11 protein-coding genes and 1 CRISPR repeat array are annotated in these 16,548 nt (G+C 55.9%); of the genes, 5 read left to right on the plus strand and 6 right to left on the minus strand.

What is annotated here, in order from left to right; translation table 11 throughout:
* The first annotated feature begins 8 nt into the window (after window positions 1-8).
* From NW805_RS06195 to cas2, 4 genes are read left to right on the plus strand one after another with little or no spacing between them, the layout of a single operon-like run.
* Window positions 9-1,817, plus strand: a complete 1,809-nt coding sequence (locus NW805_RS06195; RefSeq protein ID WP_414421978.1) for an RAMP superfamily CRISPR-associated protein — start codon at window positions 9-11, stop codon at window positions 1,815-1,817.
* 29 nt (window positions 1,818-1,846) lie between these two features.
* Window positions 1,847-2,146: a CRISPR-associated protein Csx18 gene (gene csx18, locus NW805_RS06200; protein WP_414421979.1), complete on the plus strand. Its 300-nt coding sequence runs from the start codon at window positions 1,847-1,849 to the stop codon at window positions 2,144-2,146.
* A complete protein-coding gene (gene cas1, locus NW805_RS06205) occupies window positions 2,146-3,135 on the plus strand; it encodes a CRISPR-associated endonuclease Cas1 (protein ID WP_414383084.1) in 990 nt (329 codons plus the stop codon). The genes csx18 and cas1 overlap by 1 nt, the downstream gene beginning before the upstream one ends.
* Window positions 3,135-3,413, plus strand: a complete 279-nt coding sequence (cas2, locus tag NW805_RS06210; RefSeq protein WP_414329659.1) for a CRISPR-associated endonuclease Cas2 — start codon at window positions 3,135-3,137, stop codon at window positions 3,411-3,413. Before cas1 ends, cas2 begins: the two co-directional genes overlap by 1 nt.
* Window positions 3,414-3,664: 251 nt before the next feature.
* A CRISPR array of direct repeats spans window positions 3,665-8,672; the repeat unit is 36 nt; unit sequence GTTCCCCCTTCGGGGGGATCCTTAGAAATTGGAAAT.
* Window positions 8,673-8,744: 72 nt separating this feature from the next.
* On the opposite strand, the gene NW805_RS06215 is transcribed toward cas2, so the two are convergent.
* From NW805_RS06215 to recJ, 6 genes are all read right to left on the minus strand, one after another.
* Window positions 8,745-9,722: a CHAD domain-containing protein gene (locus NW805_RS06215; RefSeq protein WP_011432471.1), complete on the minus strand. Its 978-nt coding sequence runs from the start codon at window positions 9,720-9,722 to the stop codon at window positions 8,745-8,747.
* 197 nt (window positions 9,723-9,919) lie between these two features.
* Complete coding sequence (gene tmk, locus NW805_RS06220) at window positions 9,920-10,540, minus strand: dTMP kinase (RefSeq protein ID WP_414421980.1); 621 nt, start codon at window positions 10,538-10,540, stop codon at window positions 9,920-9,922.
* Window positions 10,541-10,562: 22 nt separating this feature from the next.
* The gene (locus NW805_RS06225; RefSeq protein ID WP_414421981.1) at window positions 10,563-11,813 is read right to left on the minus strand and encodes a hypothetical protein; all 1,251 of its coding nucleotides are present in this window, start codon (window positions 11,811-11,813) and stop codon (window positions 10,563-10,565) included.
* Between the two features lie 111 nt (window positions 11,814-11,924).
* The gene (gene rdgB / locus NW805_RS06230) at window positions 11,925-12,536 is read right to left on the minus strand and encodes an RdgB/HAM1 family non-canonical purine NTP pyrophosphatase (protein WP_414421982.1); all 612 of its coding nucleotides are present in this window, start codon (window positions 12,534-12,536) and stop codon (window positions 11,925-11,927) included.
* Window positions 12,537-12,609: 73 nt separating this feature from the next.
* Entirely contained in the window at window positions 12,610-13,275 is a 666-nt protein-coding gene (locus NW805_RS06235; RefSeq protein WP_414421983.1) for a metallophosphoesterase family protein, read from the minus strand.
* The gene (gene recJ / locus NW805_RS06240; RefSeq protein WP_414421984.1) at window positions 13,265-15,925 is read right to left on the minus strand and encodes a single-stranded-DNA-specific exonuclease RecJ; all 2,661 of its coding nucleotides are present in this window, start codon (window positions 15,923-15,925) and stop codon (window positions 13,265-13,267) included. Before recJ ends, NW805_RS06235 begins: the two co-directional genes overlap by 11 nt.
* 112 nt (window positions 15,926-16,037) lie before the next feature.
* Between recJ and NW805_RS06245 the strand changes: the two genes are divergently transcribed.
* Window positions 16,038-16,466 carry a hypothetical protein gene (locus tag NW805_RS06245; RefSeq protein ID WP_414331038.1) on the plus strand — a complete coding sequence of 143 codons (429 nt, stop codon included), beginning with the start codon at window positions 16,038-16,040 and terminating at the stop codon, window positions 16,464-16,466.
* Window positions 16,467-16,548 lie beyond the last annotated feature (82 nt).

Consider the following 16,548-nt stretch of genomic DNA (forward strand, 5'->3'; position numbering starts at 1 on the left):
AAGATCAAATGCCTAGCAATCGTCCTGCTCCCTGGTTAGGACATCCCTTGGATCCCAACCCCAGCCCAGATCCCACAGCGAGCTTTATTGAATATCTGCGTTGGATGAGGGCTCCAGCAACTCCTTTCAAAGACGGAGCCAAAGTCGATCTGGTGCACCAGGCAGAAGCAAAGGCAAACTACGGAGCGCGTCTTCAAGTTCTGAATGCTCGCATCAAACGCATTGCCGGAGAAAAAAACACTTTTCAGGTCACCTGTCCCTGGCGAATTCGGGTAGGCGGAGCCAAAGGCCCGGAGAGCATGCTGCTGCCCGCTTTTGATCACTTAGGGATCCCTTACCTTCCCAGCTCCACCTTGCGGGGGGTAGCCCGCGCCCAGGCTATTCGAGAGTTGATGCAGAAGCACAATCTGTCTTGGGAGGAGGCAGATAAAGCAGTGGCACCCTGGCTTGGGCATCTAGAAGCTGAGGATAAAGATAGTGCTGGCAAGGTGATCTTTTTGGATGCCTACCCTGTGCCGACCAGGACTCAAAAACAAGGGGATCCCGATAACTCCAGGTCGGGAGGCTTGGCTGTTGATATTGCCAATAACGTTTGGAGATGGAATGGCAACAGCTTGGAATATAAAGCAAATCCCAATGTCTTTTTCTCTCTCAAACAGGCCACGTTTTTAATCGGGATCCGCAAAGGCCCAGGCTGCACCGACGAGATGTTAGCCCAAGTGAAAGAATGGCTTATCCGCGGGCTGGAGCAAGGAGTGGGATCCCAAGTCAATACCGGCTACGGTCGGCTGATTCAAACTGGCAAAACTCTATCTCAATACAAGGGAGAATTCTTGCGGCTGCCTTTTGAGCTGGAGGGTCAGTTGATCCACGGGCGGCAAGTGGTCAACTGGAGACCTGATAAGAACCGGTATGACAACAAATCAATTGCCGAAGTGCGACCGGTAGCCTTTAAGAACATGCTGCGCTACTGGTTTCGAACCTTTGCCCTGGGTGTTTTGCCCGTGAAGCAGGTGCAGGAATGGGAGGGGCAACTTTTTGGGGCCATCACTCCCCAGCAAAAACACGGCTGGATCCACGTGGATCTTTTGAAGGGGCGAGTAACTCAACCGGAGCCGGAACCCAATCAAGCAGGAAGGGGGGAGCCTGCCGGACAGCAAGAAGGGATCCTCATCCTCAGCCTTTCTGAGGAGTGCCACAACCATGCTTCAAAGGAGAACCAGAAAGCGGTGCAAAAGCTCTTTCGGAATCTGACCTGGATGCTGTTTCACCTGGGAGGTATTGGCCAGGGGGCAAGAAGGCCCTGCTACTCTCGCCAAAATCGCGACAGAGCTCCTTGGTGGCGGGGATCCACCCTCATTCCTAACTCCGAAGATTCATTTTGGAATCTGCCAGAGTCGGTAGAGGAATTCCAGAAACTCTTTCAGAAGCGGCTGCAGGGCTTTTTTGAGGCGCTCCAGGTCTTGACTGGGCAGGCCATTGATCCCAGCAATCCCAGGAGCTTTGGTCAGGTCAGCAGAGAAAAGTGGCCTGAAGCTGTGGATGCCCATTGCAGGATTGTAGTCTGCAGCGGCCCAGAAGAGTTTAATAAGCCCTATGCTTTGGCTGTTTTGCACAAGGTAGGCAAGATAGCGCCAGGAAAATACGACAAGTTTCTCTGCGGCGACACAGGCATGCCGTCCCCTGTTTGGATTGCAGATTTGGATGACTATCAGGTGGTTACCGTTTTTGGGGCAACTGCGAATCCTAGGAAAAGTTATCTTGAACAGCTCAGGAAAAATGCTGATGATTTTGGAATAATCTGGCCCTTGAAGTAGAGATCTTGGAGAATCTCTAGAGGAATAAAATGTCCAAAAAGAGGATCAATGCCAAAGTTCTTAGAAACCTTGTTACAGCTGTGGTCAACGGCTCGATCACGCTGGCCATCCTGCTAATTGCCCCTTTGGGATTGGCAGCCGTGATTACCAATACCATTCTTGTCGCGATTGCCAGCTTCTTTTCGGGCATTCTGGCCGAGATCGTGATGGATTTCTTGTCAAGTCCCGAAATTGATGTTGAGATTTTACCGGAGCGTGGCCGCTCTAAACCCGGCAACGCCATAGATCAGAGGCGAGGCGCTGAAGATCTGCGTCGTCATGACGAATAATGCGAACTTTATATGTCTCTCAGCAGGGGTGTAGGCTAAGCCTTAAGCAAGAGTTCGTAATGGTCTATTTGGGCGAGTCGCTCTTGCAGGAGGTGCCTCTACCCTTGCTGGAGCAAATTTTAATCTTTGGCCGATCCCAGGTAACCACCGATGTGGTGAGAGAGTGCTTGAAGCGTAATATCCCCATCGCCTATCTCTCGCGGCTGGGCTACTGCTACGGCCGCCTTATTCCCATTGCAAGGGGCTACCGCCGCTTGGCCCACTTGCAGCAAGCACTACCGGAGACATGGCGATTGCAAACAGCAGCCCAGATGGTGCGAGCCAAGCTGCTCAATAGCCGAGTGCTGCTGATGAGGCAGCTCAGGCAGCGCCCCACTGAGACAGGGGATCTGACCCTGCGCAGTCTGGAACATTTGGCTGCTCAAGCTCTTGAGGCCAAGTCTCTAGATCAATTGCGGGGCATTGAAGGAGCGGCTGCGGCTCTGTATTTCCCGGAATTGGGAAATTGCCTTCAGCAAAGGGGCTTTGTTTTGCTTAACCGCACTCGACAGCCGCCCACTAACCCGGTTAATGCCATGCTCAGCTTTGGCTACATGGTGCTCTGGAACCATCTATTAACCCTGATTGAGCTGCAAGATTTGGATCCCTATCAGGGTTGCTTGCACGCTAGCAGTGAACGCCATGCTGCTCTGGTTTCGGACTTACTGGAAGAATTTCGGGCGCCTATTGTAGATTCAATAGTCCTCTGGCTGATCAACAAGGGCATTATGAACATCGAAGAAGACTTTGAGTATCGCGATGGTGGCTGTTTTCTAAGTGATAGTGGCAGGAAAAAGTACCTTACAGCTTTCATCCAAAGAATGGAGGGATCCATCCAGACCCCTGACGGAGATCAACCCCGCTGGGATCTGCTAACGCAGCAAGTTAAAAAGTTTAAGCAATCCGTCTATAATCCTCAAGATTTGTACCAGCCCTACCGGATTCGCTGATGTTTCTTTATGTTGTTACCTACGATACTCCCTGCGACAAGCGACGCAAGAAAATTGCCGACCTGCTAGAAGGCTACGGCAAGCGCGTGCAATACAGCGTGTTTGAGTGCGTCCTCGACAAAGACAAGTTCGAGGAGCTCAAACTGCGGCTCCGCAAGAAGATCAAGCCCGAGGAAGACAGCGTCCGCTTCTATCCGCTCACTAGCTATGTCCTCGCCCAGGTGGAAATCTGGGGTGGGCCTGCCCTGACTGCACCCCCCAGCTCGGTCATTGTGTAGCTCAGGCAAGTCTCTTCCTACTTAAGCACTCGGTGTTTCCAAAAGCACACTCAAACGGTATCAACGCCTGCGCGAGCGATCCGCCAAAAGCCGCAAAGGCCGATTCTTTCGTCCGATCCCTCGACGCCTTGCGCCACAAGGCTTTCCGGCCCCAAAGCCCCCTCGCCAGCACCCTTTTTGCCGACTTTTTTCCGGATCCCTCGCAAATGGGTCTTGCATTCCTTGCCCTGCTTGGGTTTAATAGGGGTGGGGTTCCCCCTTCGGGGGGATCCTTAGAAATTGGAAACGGTTTCCAATATAAGTTTGGCCTTTGTATAAAACCTCGACTTTGTTCCCCCTTCGGGGGGATCCTTAGAAATTGGAAACTTAAACTGGTCAAGAGAGCACCTTGTGACCCTTAGAGTGTTCCCCCTTCGGGGGGATCCTTAGAAATTGGAAACTAGGGCAATACCCGGGTTTAGTTATGAACCAGGAGAGTTCCCCCTTCGGGGGGATCCTTAGAAATTGGAAACAACTTGTTCTGGTACGGGGTCTCGGATGACAATGGAAGTTCCCCCTTCGGGGGGATCCTTAGAAATTGGAAACGGTCGGACGTCTACCGCCAGAACCTGAAGCTAGGGAGGTTCCCCCTTCGGGGGGATCCTTAGAAATTGGAAACTGGTTAAGCAGTGGCTTAGCAAAGATTGCGAACCATAGTTCCCCCTTCGGGGGGATCCTTAGAAATTGGAAACTTAAGACTGCGCTGGTAAATCGTCCAATCATTCTGGGTGCACCGTTCCCCCTTCGGGGGGATCCTTAGAAATTGGAAACAGGATTAACCAGTGACCGTATCTACGGTCAACGGTCATAAGTTCCCCCTTCGGGGGGATCCTTAGAAATTGGAAATCTTGAGAGCACAGTAATACTCGTACTCCCAGTAATCTGCGAAGATGAATTGGTAACCTTCTCGAGTCTCTGTTCCCCCTTCGGGGGGATCCTTAGAAATTGGAAATTCTAACAGTAACCTGCCTATCCTAAAAATAAAAAGGGTTCCCCCTTCGGGGGGATCCTTAGAAATTGGAAATCTCTCCGATGAACCCGTCTTGTAAGATCACCCAGTTTCCTGTTCCCCCTTCGGGGGGATCCTTAGAAATTGGAAATCTGGATCTTCGCCTGACCTGGGACGTACTGGTATTGAATGTTCCCCCTTCGGGGGGATCCTTAGAAATTGGAAATAGTACACCACACCCAACGTGTGTGCGTCTACATCCTGTGTTCCCCCTTCGGGGGGATCCTTAGAAATTGGAAATCGGAAGCGATCGGGATCCCATCATCCGACTTGGATCCCGTTCCCCCTTCGGGGGGATCCTTAGAAATTGGAAATTGTTAGTGTAAGCTTTTACACCGACGATGAAGAATAGTTCCCCCTTCGGGGGGATCCTTAGAAATTGGAAATTTTTAGAGGCAGGTTTGTCTTTCCCTGCCTTAGGAGTTCCCCCTTCGGGGGGATCCTTAGAAATTGGAAATATCTCCCGCTTTAGCACTTCGACTAGTGCGCTCTTGAGTTCCCCCTTCGGGGGGATCCTTAGAAATTGGAAATCAGCAATGCTTTGGACGTAAAGTCCAAGTCTAACCTGTTCCCCCTTCGGGGGGATCCTTAGAAATTGGAAATACTCTCCCAGAGCCTTACCAACCTGCAGCAGAAGCATGTTCCCCCTTCGGGGGGATCCTTAGAAATTGGAAATCTATCTAAAGTATATTGAACCGAGAGGTTTAACTAAGTTCCCCCTTCGGGGGGATCCTTAGAAATTGGAAATTGCTGCTACCAGGTAGCGGCCGTCCAGGTTGGCGAATTTGAAGTTCCCCCTTCGGGGGGATCCTTAGAAATTGGAAATCTCAGGTTTTGGAGCGAGTTTCCAACGGCTAATCAGGTTCCCCCTTCGGGGGGATCCTTAGAAATTGGAAATTTGGTTGTTCCTTCAAAACAACCCGGTCCTCTAGTTAAAGTTCCCCCTTCGGGGGGATCCTTAGAAATTGGAAATGAGTTGCTGATCAGATGAGACCGGACAAACCGTCCGGCGTTCCCCCTTCGGGGGGATCCTTAGAAATTGGAAATACGTAGCAACGTCCTTGGAAGACTTCATAAACTCCAGGTTCCCCCTTCGGGGGGATCCTTAGAAATTGGAAATTCGGGTGGATACTGATTCTCGCTAACTTTGACTCCGTTAGTTCCCCCTTCGGGGGGATCCTTAGAAATTGGAAATAACCAGGCTACACCGAGAATAGTGGAACTCTACAGCCGCTGTTCCCCCTTCGGGGGGATCCTTAGAAATTGGAAATAGCGCTTTTTCGTATTCCCCGCGCTCGATGCGCAACTTAACCGGTTCCCCCTTCGGGGGGATCCTTAGAAATTGGAAATAATAAACAACACCCAGGTGAAATACCTGGGTGCTTTGTTCCCCCTTCGGGGGGATCCTTAGAAATTGGAAATTGTAAGGTTACCAAACCCCAAGGGCAAGGGCGTAACGATTCAGTTCCCCCTTCGGGGGGATCCTTAGAAATTGGAAATTGAGCAGTCTTCCGGTTTTCCCGGACAATCAGAACCAGTTCCCCCTTCGGGGGGATCCTTAGAAATTGGAAATGTGGGCCATCGAGAGCTGCGTGGACGACTGGGAAGCTGTCGTTCCCCCTTCGGGGGGATCCTTAGAAATTGGAAATATCCACAGCGTTCAGCTGCTTCAGCGACCACCGAGCTTGGTTCCCCCTTCGGGGGGATCCTTAGAAATTGGAAATAAGGCTTGGGGAATGACCTCTTTCACCACATCCGGTTCCCCCTTCGGGGGGATCCTTAGAAATTGGAAATCCAACATCAACTTGCTCCACTCTTTGTAAAAGCTGTGGTTCCCCCTTCGGGGGGATCCTTAGAAATTGGAAATTGCATAGCCCCAGCACCACGGGCTATAATCAATTGGTGCACAGTTCCCCCTTCGGGGGGATCCTTAGAAATTGGAAATAAGTTAACATCAACTTGCTCCACTCACGGTAGAATGTTGGTTCCCCCTTCGGGGGGATCCTTAGAAATTGGAAATATGGCTACTCCGGCTGTGGCCGACAGCTTCTATTTCGTCTTGTTCCCCCTTCGGGGGGATCCTTAGAAATTGGAAATAGGGGTGAGGCTGATCAGTCAGGGTGCTGTGTTCAAGTTCCCCCTTCGGGGGGATCCTTAGAAATTGGAAATCGAATGCTGTGTAAGGGCAGCATGAGGCTGTGAAGGTGGTGCCTGTTCCCCCTTCGGGGGGATCCTTAGAAATTGGAAATTCGAGCTCTGGCAGCTCACACGCGGTAGCCCAATCAGTTCCCCCTTCGGGGGGATCCTTAGAAATTGGAAATGAGGGGGCGAGCACCCCGCGGGGAAGGATTACTCAAGTTCCCCCTTCGGGGGGATCCTTAGAAATTGGAAATTCCGAGTCAGCAGCCGTGGTCAGAAGCCAGACTTGGAACGACAGGTTCCCCCTTCGGGGGGATCCTTAGAAATTGGAAATTTTGCTCAGGGGGTCATAGTTGTTAGTCCCGGTTTTAATTTTGTTCCCCCTTCGGGGGGATCCTTAGAAATTGGAAATAAAAGGTGGATAGATGTCTATCCACCTTTTTGTCTGTAAGTTCCCCCTTCGGGGGGATCCTTAGAAATTGGAAATCATTCAGTGCTACAGTTGCCATGTTTAGCCATCCATCGTGTTCCCCCTTCGGGGGGATCCTTAGAAATTGGAAATAGCATTGATCTCAACCATGAACTAGTCATTGGTTCAGATAAGTTCCCCCTTCGGGGGGATCCTTAGAAATTGGAAAAATGGAACAGCTTCCTACCTGCTCCCCTTCTGAAGGACACTGTTCCCCCTTCGGGGGGATCCTTAGAAATTGGAAAAAAGGTGCGGAGTTGCTCCCAGGACAGTTTGAACTGATTTGGTTCCCCCTTCGGGGGGATCCTTAGAAATTGGAAAACCATGATCAAACCCCCATGTGGGTTGGGGTAGGTGAGTTCCCCCTTCGGGGGGATCCTTAGAAATTGGAAAACGGAGGGTTTGGGAAGTTTTGTCCTTTTGGACGTTTAGTTCCCCCTTCGGGGGGATCCTTAGAAATTGGAAACATAGCTGACGTTGTTGCATCAGAAGTAGACGGTAAGTGTTCCCCCTTCGGGGGGATCCTTAGAAATTGGAAACTATACGTAACCCACACCACCTGGTATGCTATACCAGTCGTTCCCCCTTCGGGGGGATCCCTAGAAATTGGAAACTAGGGGTGTTATATATTTATAGGGGCCTAACTAAGGTGGTTCCCCCTTCGGGGGGATCCCTAGAAATTGGAAACGATAAAGAACACCCAGGAGATAATCCTGGGTGTGTTTGGGGGTTCCCCCTTCGGGGGGATCCCTAGAAATTGGAAACCACCCAACTAAAGACCTCCCCCAACAAGACACCCAGGATTTTCCTGTTCCCCCTTCGGGGGGATCCCTAGAAATTGGAAACAAGTAATCCGAGAGCTTGCATAAGGGAGTACACCACACCCTGTTCCCCCTTCGGGGGGATCCCTAGAAATTGGAAACATGCTCGGTAGGTAACTCCTGGATGGTAGGTAGAAAACCAAGTTCCCCCTTCGGGGGGATCCCTAGAAATTGGAAACGTTTAGCTGTCTCACTTGGTCGAGAGACAGTTTAGTGCAAGTTCCCCCTTCGGGGGGATCCCTAGAAATTGGAAACGCGTTGTCCTCAATGTTTGCACATAGGTTGTAGGCTTCCCGTTCCCCCTTCGGGGGGATCCCTAGAAATTGGAAACTAGAGCAAGGTCCTCATATTCAATACCTAAATCATCTGTTCCCCCTTCGGGGGGATCCCTAGAAATTGGAAACATAGGCGCATACTCCCTTAGTCGAGGTATGAAAGCAGTTCCCCCTTCGGGGGGATCCCTAGAAATTGGAAACGTTCACAAAAGAGGAAATTCTCCGCAATAAAGCTATGTTCCCCCTTCGGGGGGATCCCTAGAAATTGGAAACCTTGGGGGATTTTGTTCAGGAAGTCCCCTTTTGCAAAGGGGTTGTTCCCCCTTCGGGGGGATCCCTAGAAACTGGAAACACCCTCCACGGGTAAGGTTGGGTCTGGGGAGTAGTAACCGGCAGTTCCCCCTTCGGGGGGGTTCCTAGAAATTGGAAACAACCTTGAGCGTTTCCGCTCTTGGCGTTGGGCTTTCCGTAGTTCCCCCTTCGGGGGGATCCCTAGAAATTGGAAACCCTATAGCCACAAAAAATCCCCCGCCAATAAGGCGGGGTTTTTCCTTCGGGGGGATCTATAGAATTGGAAACCTAGGGATCCCCAGTTGGAAAGAAATTGGAAACAGAGAAAAGATTAGAGTAAAGCCGGTGCTGCTCGGCAGAGGCCAGGCAGCGCTGTTGGTGCTCAGGCCACTCCTGGAGGGCTAGTTTTTGTTGTTCCTGGAGAAGGGTTTGTAGGTCTGAGTCTGCAGGCAGCTCGCCTTGCAAAACCTGCAAATCGTTAAAGCGGCCCAGTTGATCCTGCAAGCACTTCAGGGTTGCTATCCAATCTTGCATGGTTTCCCCGTAAAAGGGCGCAAAAAACTCCACCTGATAGCGCAGCCGTTTGGTGGCCTTGCGCAGCTCGTGCAGTTGCTCAGCCTGGGCTTCCGTTGCGGGGAAAGCAGGGATCCGCCAGCCTGGCTGCAGCAGCCACTGGGCCAGCAGGGGAGTCAGCAAGTGGGGCAAGCTTTCCGGCAAAGGCAGCTCCGCCTGGGGCTTATAGCGGGGGTGAGCCAGCCACTGCTCGCAGGCAGCTTGAAACGCCAGGAAGTCAGCATCTTCAAGAATGCGGCGGGAGCGTTTCTCGGCTTGGGTTCGACGTTGCTGCAGATCTTGTTTTAGCTTCTCCAGTTCTGCCTGCTGGGCTGCCGGGATCCCTTCCCAGCAAGGTTCCTGCAGGATTTCCAGCAGCACGTCCAGATCCCGCTGCTTGCCCAAAGCACTGGCCAGCTTTTGCAGGCGTTTGGGCTTGAGAGGCTTGGGCAGCCGGACGGATCCCTGAAATACCTGCACCCAGGTGCCAATACGGCGCAGGGTCACCCGGATTTGGTGCAGAGACTCTGCCGCTTCTGGATGCTGGGTCAGAACTCGCTTTACGTGTTTCTGCAGCCGCTGCCATTGCTGGCTCAACAGCTGGTGGGCCCAGGCGGCCACGGTTGGCAAGGGCGCAGATGAGGGCAAGGTCAAGTGCAAGGACTCCGTCCCGCTGACGCGATCGGTTTTCAGCTCAGCAGCAACAGCGTCCACAGCCAGTCTCCTCTACCCAAAACGAGAACCAAGAGGGCAGCAGGCTCTTTTCACATAGGTCATCCAGCCTAGCTTGAGGTTACCCCCGCCTCTTCCTTTTTAACCTAATCTTAACCTTGGTAAACCGAGCAGGCTGTGGCCAGGGAAACTGTCGCGAGCTTTGGCCTGTCGCGCCATTCCCGTCAGCGGAACAGAGTCTAGGGCTCCCGGCCTGCTGTCGCAAGTGGTAGGCGGGGTTCGACCACTGACCAGAGGCGGGCAGCCACCTCTGCCGGGGATCCCTGGGCTGAAATGCGGACAATCCGCTGTGGTTCTGCGGCAGCCAGAGCCTGGAACCCTTGGTAGACGCGGCGGTGGAACTCCAGGTGTTCTTGTTCGAGCTTGTCGCAAGACCCTGTTCGCGCCAGCCCCACCTCTGGGGGGAGATCCAGCCACAGGGTGAGGTGCGGCTGCAACCCGCCGGTGGCTAAGTGGTTGAGCTGGCGGATCTTCTCCAAGTCCAGCCCCCGACCGTAGCCCTGGTAGGCCAGGGTGGAATCGGTAAAGCGGTCGCAAACCACCACCTGCCCTGCCGCTAGAGCCGGCGCGATGACTTTGCTCACGTGTTCAGCCCGATCCGCCGCGTACAGGAGCAACTCCGCCAGAGGGCTAAAGGGATCCCCGTGCAGCAACAGCTCCCGCAGCGTTTTGCCCAGCGCCGTGCCCCCCGGCTCGCGGGTACACAGGCAAGCGTAGCCTTCTTGGCGCAGTCGCTCAGCCAAGAGGGCCTGTTGGGTGGTTTTGCCCACCCCTTCCCCGCCTTCTAGGGTGATGAACACACCGTCGTCCTCTGCAAGAGGGTTAGCGCAGGTTGAGTTGGGGCTGCAAATTAAAGGAGTGCCCCGGCACCATCACGTAGACGTCGGGGATGTTGGTGGGCTCCAGGCTTTGCAGGGCTAACCCTTCGATGTTGGAGCGCAGGGCGTTGTTGATGGTGGCTTCCAGTTGGGACAAAACCTGCGCCTCGTTGCCCTGAGTAGCCAAGCCAGGAAACTGGTTGTAGACGGCGCGCGCCAAGCTGCTGGCCAAGGGGAGCTGGATCAGGGTGAGGTTGGATCCCCCCAGCTGGGGGCCCAAGGTGTTGGCCCGGCCGCGGATGCCCAAAGCTTGGAGGGCATTGGCCGTTTGGCTGACGGGGATGGTGCAAGTATCCATCTTGTAAACGGGCACTGAGGCCATGGTCAGAGCAGAAACGCTGGTCAGTTGCACCACAGTAAAGGAGGCAGTGCCGTTATAGGCAAAGCAAAAATCGCGAAAGGCTGCGGGCACATTGGCAGCGCGGATGGGGCGCTCATCGTCAAAGCCGCCCGACTCGGCGAAGATGTTGCGGATAGCGAATCCCCCGAAGAAGGCCAGCAGGGCCACCACCAGCAGGATCATCAGATCGGAGGAGGAGACCCCCCCGCTGGAGCTGCCGCCTCGCCCACCACCGCCATATCCCCCACCGCCAACATAGCTGGAGGTGTAGCCGTAAGCCGCGGAACGGCTGTAGTCACTGCGGTAGCCGGATTCCCCAAGGACTCCGTCCCGCTTACGCGAGCGGCCAGCAAAGGACTCCGTCCCGCTACCGCGAAAGGCAGAGGAACGGGCGGATTCGTCGTAGCTGCGGTTGCTGGAGACAGAACGGCGGGAAACCAGGGCTTGCCCAGGACGCTCACCGGCTCCAGGGGATCCTGCAGCGGCTTTCTGCCCCCCCTTTTCGCTGTCAACACGAGACCCCTCGTCTCGGCCAGTCTGGGGGGAGCGGTTGGAAGGGCGAGAAGTGGCCCCTTGCGCGGACTCCCTGTAGCTATCCCGCCCATTCTCCAAGGACTCCGTCCCGCTACCGCGATCGTCCAGCCAATCCTCTGCGCCCACAAAGGTTGAGCCCTCTTCCGGCAAAGGGGGTGGGGAACGACGACTTTGCCGCTCCCTTCCTTCACCAGAGTTTGAAACCGAGGAGATCGCGGCTTCCTCACCGGCAGAATCCGGGGAATGGCGGCTGGGATCGGGGGCAGCAGTCCGTTCCGCTGCTGCAATGGGATCTTGATCCTCAAACTCAGAAAAACCCATAGTTCTTCGAGCGCTCCCCTCAGCTGCCAAGGCAAGACGGCTTTCAATTTCACTCCCCCGAAGGGAAGCAACTACTGTATCCTAGCAGCTCCCCAGCCAGGACATCGGGGGCTATTGCTGGGATCCAAGCCAGCCCATACGCTTCTCCAGGAGAGGCAACTGCGCTTTCAAGGCGCGCAAGGCTCGGCCTCGGTGGCCGATGGCCTCTTTTTGAGCTGGGCTCATCTCGGCAAAGGTTAGCCCCACTTCGGGCACCCAAAACAGGGGATCATAGCCAAACCCCCCCTCTCCCCGCGGCTGGGTCAAGATCTCTCCTGAGCATACCCCTTCCACCAGGGCATGCACTACACCTTGGGGATCCACCAGGGCGATGGCGCAGTGAAAGGTGGCCCGGCGATTTGGGATCCCTTCCATTTCCCTGAGCAACCGCTCGATGCGGGCAGCATCGTTGGGGGCATAGCGAGCCGAGCGGATCCCAGGGACGCCGCCAAGGGCTTCTACCGCTAGGCCGGAATCGTCGGCAATGGCCCACTCCCCCAGAGACTTGGCCACGGCTCTGGCTTTGAGAAGGGCATTTTCGGCAAAGGTGGTGCCGGTTTCTTCCACCTGGATTGCTGAAGGCATGCGGCGCAGCTCCCAAGTGGGGGCATGGGTCTGGAAGAAGGCGTTGAACTCGCGCCATTTGCCAGGGCTGCTGCTGGCCAAGATCAAAGGACGGGGCATGGAAGGGTTTCTACGAATCGTATGGATGTAGCGGAAAGCTGAGGAGGCGGAAGACGACTCAAGGGATCCCTACCTAATGGATCTCGAGAACCATGTTGTGCAGGGCTGTGTTAATCACCAGGGTGGATCCCCATCGCTCTACCTTGCCCCCATCCCAATGCATGTGTCCGCAGATGTAGTAGCGGGGCTGCAGCTGTTCCAAAAGGGGGCGCAAGGTGGGTGTGCGACGGTGATACCACTTCCCGCCTTCATCCAAAAAGCCTCGCGGCGGAGCGTGGGTCAGCAGCAGGTCAATGGGTCGGGGGGGCTGACTGTAGAGGGTGAGCAGCTCCTGCAAATGGGCAGAGGTCAGAGACCAGCTCCAACCACAGGGGGGAGTCCAGGGCACAGCCAAAACCTGTAACCCCAGCCACTCAAAGCAGCAGGACTGGGTGATGGCCCGTCCCCAACGGCCAACCAGCGAATTCAAAACCGAAGCTGCTGGATCGTGGTTGCCAGGTAAAAAGAGCCAGGGTTTGCCCAGGCTCTCCACTGCCGCCAAAAAGGATTGCAGATGAACCACCTCTGCTTGGGCTGCCGGATGAAAGCCCTGGGTGGCCTTGCGGGAAGGTTTGCCGGCCTTGGAACAGAAATCCCCGCAGTTGATGTAAGCATCCACCTCCGGCAGATGGGCAAGGGCCTGCCGGATCAGCCGAGCGCTGCCGTGGTAGTCAGAGCCGAGCAGCAGTTTAATCCCCATGGACCTCTGCAGCAGAAGAATCCAGGTGGGATCGCTGAAGCAGGGCGGCAACCTGCTGCCAGGAGCTGCTGTACCAAGCTTGCTGGGCTTCCAGTTCTTCGCCGAGGGATCCCGTGGGGCCAAAATCTGGGCAGGTGTACCCCAGGGAGCGTAATCCTGCCACCAACACTGCCGGAGACAGCCACCACTGCTGGGCCAAGCGCAGCAGATCCACCTGGCTGTGGGTTTGCAGGTATTGGCGGAGCTGGCGTTGCAAGCCGGTGGCGGAGGGCAGGGGCACCGCTTGCTGATGGACGGCAATCAACAGCTCGCTGCTGGGGGTGCAACAGAGCAGCCACTTGAGGTGATCCAGAGAAGGGGGCCAGCTCCACAACCAGAGTTGATCATAGCGGTGGCCGGCTTGGGGACGGTCGTAGTGGAGAGTCAGGTACCGCCGTTCGCGATAGCGGGCCGTAGGCCTTGAAGACAAGACCAGCGAGGGGCGGCGGAAGCCGTAGAACAGGATGGTTCCCTGCGCCTGAGGCCAGAGGACAGAAAATCGGTCTACAGCTTGCCAACGCAAAGGCTGGGTGGGCTGGGGGGTGGGGCGCCAGATCAACAGAGGTGAGGGCTCTGTCCCCCTCTGGGAGCCAGTCGAGGGCTTGGAGTTGGGCATGGGAGGAGTGGCATCCAGAGAGGCGGGGGAGATGGGAGACTTGCTCCCATCAGGGGTGCGGTGCGCTGTTTTCTCGAGAGGGGGGTTGCCGGCAGTGGCAGCCTCTTGGGCAGGTCGGATCCCGACAATTTCCAGCTCCAGTTGGGTTTCTCCCTGCCATGTTTTGGCCTTGAGCGTGTAGGCTACATCAACTCGCTCCGGCAGCGGATGGGTTTCCGCTCCCCGCCAACGGATGGCCCAAAGAGGGCGCTGGGGCTTCGCGTTTGTGATCCCCACCAACGCATCGGTGATGCTGGCCACTCCGCAGTCATCACTGGGGGTTTTGGCGGCTGAGTCGCTCCTGCCCGGACAAGAGGACTCCGTCCGAGTAGCACGTAACCCATGGGAGCGTTGCGTAGGGAGAGCAGGATCCCGGAGCAGCAGCTTCAGGTGGGGGCGAAGGGACTCGGCGGGCCCTGAACCAAATCGCTGCTGTTGCAGAACCTGCAGGTTGCGGCTGTAGAAGACCGGCTCAGGATTGCCGATGCCACAGGGCTGCAGATGCTGGAGCTCTCGATAGAGGTCAAGGGTGAGATCTGACAGCGACACTTCGGCATCGATTTGCACCAGCGGCTGGATCTGCTCCGGCTGCAACTGCTGTTGGGCAAACTGCCGCAACCGTTCTTCAAAAAAAGGCCAGTCTTCTGCTCTCAGGCTAAATCCCCCGGCAGCGGGGTGGCCGCCGTGCTTGGTGAACAGATCCTTGCAAAACTCCAACGCTTGAAACACGTCAAACTCGGGGATCCCCTGCCGCGCCGAGCCACTGATCTCCCCTTGCCGCGACTGGCTGCCGATGAACACCGGACAGCCAAAACGCTCTGCCAACCGCGAGGCCACAATGCCGATCACCCCTTTATGCCATTTCTGCTGAGGGGATCCCAAAATTGTTAACACCCGCTCCTGTTGCAGATCTCGGCCTTGCTGGGCAATTTGCTCGAGGGCTTCTGCCTCGATGCGCCCGCACATCTGCTGTCGTACCTGGTTGAGCCGTTCGCAGCGGCGGGCCAGCTTCTCTGCCTGCTGGGGATCGTCGGTGGTCAGCAACTGGATCCCCATTCTCGCCCGGCCAATTCGCCCAACGGCATTGATGCGCGGCCCCAGGCCAAACCCAATCCACTCAGGCCGCAACCCCTCCAGGGATCCCTGCATGCCCATCACCTGCAGAAGGGCGCGGATCCCTGCCACCTGGGAGGTGGGCAAAAGGTTCAGCCCCTGCCGCACCCAAAGGCGGTTAACCCCCGTCAGCGGCGCCAGATCGGCAATGGTGCCCACGGTAAACAGTTCCAGGGCCACCCGCTGCAGATGGCCATCACCGCGGCGCTCGGCCAGCGCTTGGGCCAGGAGGTAGGCAACTCCCACCCCGGCCATCCCCCGATAGGGAGAAGAAACGGGGAGCTGCTTGGGATTGAGGATGGCATCGGCAGGGGGCAACTGGGGCGGCAAATCGTGGTGATCCGTCACGATTACCGTCAAGCCCAGAGCTTTGGCCAGTTGGATGGGCTCGTGGGCGGAGATGCCGTTGTCCACGGTGAGAATGAGGCGCACCCCCTCTCGGTGCAGCTCTTGCACCATGCGGCTGTTGAGGCCATAGCCCTCCGTCATGCGGCTGGGGATGCGGTAATGCACTGGAGCGTCCTGCAAAGCCCGCAGCAGCAGGGCCGTGCTGGTCATGCCGTCGGCATCGTAGTCGCCGCAAATGGCGATGGGCTCTTGTCGGCGAATCGCCTCGTCCAGCAAGTCCACCGCCAGGGGCAAATCGGCAAAATCCTGGCTGGGTGGAGGCAGGTGGGCGGGATCCGGCTGCAGGTACTGCTGCACGGCAGCAGGGCTGGAGAGGCCGCGATTGAGCAAGATCTGGGCCAACACAGGCGAGATCCCCACTGCCTCGGCCAAGCTCTGGGCAGTCAACTTGTCCACCGGATGAAACAGCCAGCGTTGAGCAGGGATCCCGGCCATAGGGAAGGGTGGGGCTTGGATGGGGATAGAGGGTAGGCAGTGCTACAGTTGGCCTATAGGGTATCCTTTTGACGTTAGCTCAAAACGCTCCTCTGAATCTTTCCTGCCGCCGATGTATTCTCTGCTGCTTACCTATGGTCTTAACCCGCTGACAGGCTTAAAGCTGTTGGTCAAGTCCTCTGAGCAGACCTCTCTGTGGACACTGGCCCAGCAGCTTTGGGGCCGCCCCGGATCTCGGCGACGCAGGCCGCGCCTACAAATCTCGTTAGGCCGCTTGGTGCCAGAGCAAACCGAGCACTTGTCCAAGTTGGAAGTGCTGCTGCGTCTGCGGTTTTTCATTGCCCTCGAAGCGGAAACTCCAGAGAGTGCTGCCCACCACTGTCGCGAACGGTTCTTGCTTCCTTCCGGCCAGGGATCTGCCATTCAGCTTGCCCGCTACACAGAGGGCTCGCAGCAGTACAAGACGGAGATCATCCGCTTTGCCCTGGGGGGATCCCGCACCCTTGTGGCGAGGACTCCATCCCGCCGCCGTCGCCTCTGAAACAAACTCCCCGACAAGCCATAGCGATAGAGTCTTGCCAGCCTATCTATACTGGAGATGCACTAGATCTGTGTTTCTCCCG

The organism is Synechococcus sp. W60.1 (assembly GCF_047461575.1).
GTDB lineage: Bacteria > Cyanobacteriota > Cyanobacteriia > Thermostichales > Thermostichaceae > Thermostichus.